This is a genomic window from Variovorax sp. Root473, assembly GCF_001426505.1.
Taxonomy (GTDB): domain Bacteria; phylum Pseudomonadota; class Gammaproteobacteria; order Burkholderiales; family Burkholderiaceae_C; genus Variovorax.
On sequence record NZ_LMEV01000008.1, the window covers coordinates 1 to 4,166 of the forward strand.

The 4,166-nt window shown below is 67.9% G+C and carries 4 protein-coding genes and 1 pseudogene; all 5 read right to left on the reverse strand.

The genetic code is table 11. From position 1 onward, the window contains the following. On the reverse strand, positions 1 to 974 hold a 974-nt coding region (locus ASD34_RS05100), incomplete at its 3' end, for an ABC transporter ATP-binding protein (protein ID WP_056573706.1). Continuing rightward, positions 971 to 2,017 carry an ABC transporter ATP-binding protein gene (locus tag ASD34_RS05105; RefSeq protein ID WP_056573698.1) on the reverse strand — a complete coding sequence of 349 codons (1,047 nt, stop codon included), beginning with the start codon at positions 2,015 to 2,017 and terminating at the stop codon, positions 971 to 973. The genes ASD34_RS05100 and ASD34_RS05105, both read right to left, overlap by 4 nt. Continuing rightward, on the reverse strand, positions 2,017 to 2,856 hold the full coding sequence (locus ASD34_RS05110) for an ABC transporter permease (RefSeq protein WP_056573701.1): 840 nt from the start codon (positions 2,854 to 2,856) through the stop codon (positions 2,017 to 2,019). Before ASD34_RS05110 ends, ASD34_RS05105 begins: the two co-directional genes overlap by 1 nt. A gap of 2 nt (positions 2,857 to 2,858) precedes the next feature. Next, the gene (locus ASD34_RS05115; protein WP_056573703.1) at positions 2,859 to 3,800 is read right to left on the reverse strand and encodes an ABC transporter permease; all 942 of its coding nucleotides are present in this window, start codon (positions 3,798 to 3,800) and stop codon (positions 2,859 to 2,861) included. Between the two features lie 9 nt (positions 3,801 to 3,809). Beyond that, positions 3,810 to 4,166: pseudogene (locus ASD34_RS05120) on the reverse strand (ABC transporter substrate-binding protein); the annotation flags it as partial.

Genomic DNA, 4,166 nt, shown 5'->3' on the forward strand with positions numbered 1-4,166 from the left:
TTGCGGATGCAGGCGCTGTAGTGTGCGGGTGAAATCTCCCCCAAAGGCGGCACCGTCTGCGCACACGCCTCGATCGCATGCGGACAGCGCGTGCGGAACACGCAGCCCGAAGGCGGCGAGATCGGGCTGGGAATGTCGCCCTGGAGCGCGATGCGCTCGGTGGCAACTTCGGGGTCGGGCTTCGGACTCGCGGCCAGCAGCGCCCGGGTGTAGGGGTGCGAGGGATTGGCGAACAGCTCCTCGGTGGTGGCCACTTCCATCACCTTGCCCAGGTACAGCACCACCACGCGGTCGCACAGGTACTCCACCACATCCAGGTCGTGCGAGATGAACAGCATCGTGAGACCCAGGCGCTCGCGCAGGTCCGCCAGCAGGTTGATGACCTGCGACTGGATCGACACATCCAGCGCCGACAGCGGCTCGTCGGCCACGATGAACTCCGGCTCTACCGCCAGCGCGCGCGCCACGCCGATGCGCTGGCGCTGGCCGCCCGAGAACTCGTGCGGAAAGCGGCTCGCATGCTCGGGACGCAGGCCCACCGTCTCCAGCAACTCGGCGATGCGCTTGTCGCGTGCGGCCGCGCCCTTGTGCAGCCCGTGCGTGGACAGCGCCTCGCCCAGGATCGCGCTGATGCGCATCTTCGGGTTCAGGCTGGCGTACGGGTCCTGGAAAATGATCTGCAGCTTGCTGCGCAGCTTGCGCATGCGCTCGCCCGACAGGCCGCCGATGTCGTTGCCGCGATAAAGCACCTGGCCCGCGGTGCGCTCGACCAGCCGCAGCACGGTGCGCCCGATGGTGCTCTTGCCCGAGCCTGATTCGCCCACCAGGCCCAGCGTCTCGCCGGGGTGGATCGCGAAGGACACGTCGTCCACCGCGCGCACGGGGCGCTCGCTGCTGCCGAAGTATTTTTTAAGCCCCCGGACTTCGATGAGGGGCGGGGAAGAAGGAGAAGAGGAAACAGAAACAGCGGTCATGCGACCCTCGCGAGTTGGGCGTCGGGCTGCACGCGCACGCAGCGCGCCTGGCGATCCTGGCGGATGTCGATCAGCGGCGGCATGGCGTCCTTGCAGCTTGCCAGCGCCTGGTCGCAGCGCGGCTCGAAGGCACAGCCCGGCGGCGGCGCCAACGGACTGGACACCTGCCCGCGAATGGCGAACAAGCGCTTGGGCTTGGGTTGCCCGGGCACCCGTGCCTTGCCCGGCAGGCAGGCCAGCAGGCCCTGCGTGTACGGGTGTTCGGGCTGCGCGAACAGAGGCCGCACGGGCGCCTGCTCGACCACACGGCCCGAGTACAGCACCACCACGTCGTCGGCATGGTGCGCCACCACGCCCAGGTTGTGCGTGATGAACAGGATGCTCATCCCCGTCTCGGCCTGCAGGCGGCGCATCAGCTCCAGGATCTGCGCCTGGATGGTCACGTCCAGGGCTGTGGTGGGTTCGTCGGCGATCAGCAGCGTCGGGTCGCAGGCCATCGCCAGCGCGATCATCACGCGCTGGCGCATGCCGCCCGACAGCTGGTGCGGGTACTCGTGGATGCGCTGGGCCGCGGCCGGGATCTCGACCAGTTCCAGCATGCGCAGCGCGTGGGCCAAGGCCGCCTTGCGGTCCAGCCCCTTGTGCAGGCGCACGCTCTCGGCGATCTGCTCGCCGATGGTGAAGACCGGGTTCAGGCTCGTCATGGGCTCCTGGAAGATCATCGACAGCTGGTTGCCGCGCAGCGAGCGCATCGCGGGCTCGCCGATCTGCAGGAGGTCCAGCGTCTTGCCTTCGCGGGTCACGAAGCAAGCCGACCCGCTGACCTGCGCGTTCGCGGTCTTGGGCAGCAGGCGCATCAGCGTGAGGCTGGTGACCGACTTGCCCGAGCCCGACTCGCCCACCAGCGCGGTGGTCTTGCCGGGCTGGATGGCAAAGCTCACATCGGCCACCGAGCGGATCAGGCCGTCTTCGGTGGGGAAGCTGGTGCTCAGGTTGGTGACCGTGAGGCGTGCGCTTTGAGAGGTGGTGTTCGCGTTCGTCATCACGAGGTCTTCTTGAGCTTCGGATCGAGCAGGTCGCGCACGCCATCGCCCAGCAGCTGCAGCGACAGCGCCGTGAAGATGATCGCCAGCCCCGGGAACAGCACGACCCAGAAGGCCTGGTGCGCATACTGCTGGCTGCCCGCGACCATGGTGCCCCAGGTGGGGATCTCGGGCGGCACGCCGACGCCGAGGAACGACAGGCCAGCCTCGGCCAGGATGGCGTACGCAAAGATGAACGACACCTGCACGAGGATCGGCGACATCAGGTTGGGCAGGATGTGGCGCCACAGGATGCGCGAGGTGCGCACGCCCAGGGCGCGCACGGCTTCGACGAAGAGAAGTTCGCGCACCACCAGGGTCGAGGCCCGCACCACGCGTGCGACACGCGGGGTGTAGACCAGCACCAGCGCGAGCACGGTGTTCATCAGCGAGGGGCCGAGGATCGCCACCAGCGCGATGGCCAGCAGGATGTCGGGAAAGGACATCATGGCGTCGACCACGCGCATCAGGGGGGCGTCGAGGCGGCGGAAGAAACCGGCCATCAGGCCCAGCACCGTGCCGGCGATGACGGAGCCCAAGGCGGTGAGCGCGGCGATGGCCAGCGAGTAGCGCGCGCCGTGCACGATGCGCGCGTACATGTCGCGCCCCAGTTCATCGGTGCCCAAGAGGTGTTCGGCGCTGGGCGCCTTCAGGCGTTGCAGCACAGCCGTGTCGTTGGGATCGGCCGACGCGAACAGCGGCGCACCGACAGCGAGCACGGCGATCACCAGCAGCACCAGGGCGGACACCATCACGATGCGGCGGTGCATCAGCTGGCGGAGCATTCGAGGCATGCGCATCTTCAGACCTTCACGCGCGGATCGACCACCGCATACAGCAGGTCGATCGAGAAATTGATGAGCACATAGATCGCGGCGATCACGAGCAGCGCGCCTTGAATGACGGGGTAGTCGCGCCGCAGCACGGCATTGACCACGAGGTTGCCCACGCCGGGCAGGCCGAAGACGGTCTCGGTGATGACGGCGCCGCCGATCATGAGCGCGACCGTCAGGCCGATCACGGTGACGATGGGCACCAGGGCGTTGCGCAGCGCGTGCTTCAGAACGACGACGCTCTCGCTCAGCCCCTTGGAGCGCGCGGTGCGCACGTAGTCTTCGCCCAGCACGTCGAGCATCGAGGCGCGCGTGAAGCGGATGATGAGTGCGGAGTTCAGCAGGCCCAGCACGGTGGCCGGCAGCACCAGTGCATGCAATCTCTCGGCAAACGGCGCATCGGGCGCGCCGTAGCCCGACACCGGGAACCAACCGAAGGACACCGCGAAGATCTGGATCAGCACGATGCCCAGCCAGAAGCTGGGGATGCTGGCGCCGAGCATTGCGATGCCGGTGAAGAACTGGTCGACCGCGCGGGCGCGGAACACCGCCGAGACGATGCCGCAGGGCACGCCGATGAGCGCCGCGATGGCCACCGCCAGCAGGGCCAGCAAGGTGGTGGGCTCGGCGCGCTCCCACAGCGCCTGCGTGACCGGGCGCTGCAGGAAGATCGAGGTGCCCAGGTTGCCCTGCAGCACTTCGCGCAGCCAGTAGCCGAACTGCACGGGCAGTGGCTTGTCCAGGCCGTACTCCTTCTGCACGCGGGCGATGTCGGCGGCGGTGGCCTGGTCGCCCAGCAGCACCGAGATCGGGTCGCCGGAGGCCGCGCGCGTGAGCACGAAGACCAGCACCGCCACGAGGGCCAGCACGATGAGCATGCCGGCGAAGCGCGAGGCAATGAAACGGAACAAGCGCGTCTCCTACTTGATCTTCACATTCCAGAAGAACGGCCAGTTCGTGGGTTGGTAGTTGTCCAGCGCGGGGCTCTTGGCCGAGAGGGCGTTGAACTTGCCGACGCTGATGTAGGGCACCTCGTCGTAGACCACCTGCTGCACCTTGCCCCACAACGCGCCGCGCTTGGCCGGGTCGCTCTCGGTGTTGAAGGCGCTGAGCGAGGCCTTCTTGGCGGGCGAGTCCCACCAACCTGGTGCACCGTCGCCCAGTTGCGGCGGCGACAGCATCGGCTCGGGGAACAGGCCCGAATGGGTGATGAAGATCTCCCACAGCCGCGGATCGTTGCGGCGCTGGGTGAGCGTGGCCCAGTCGACGACGTTGAG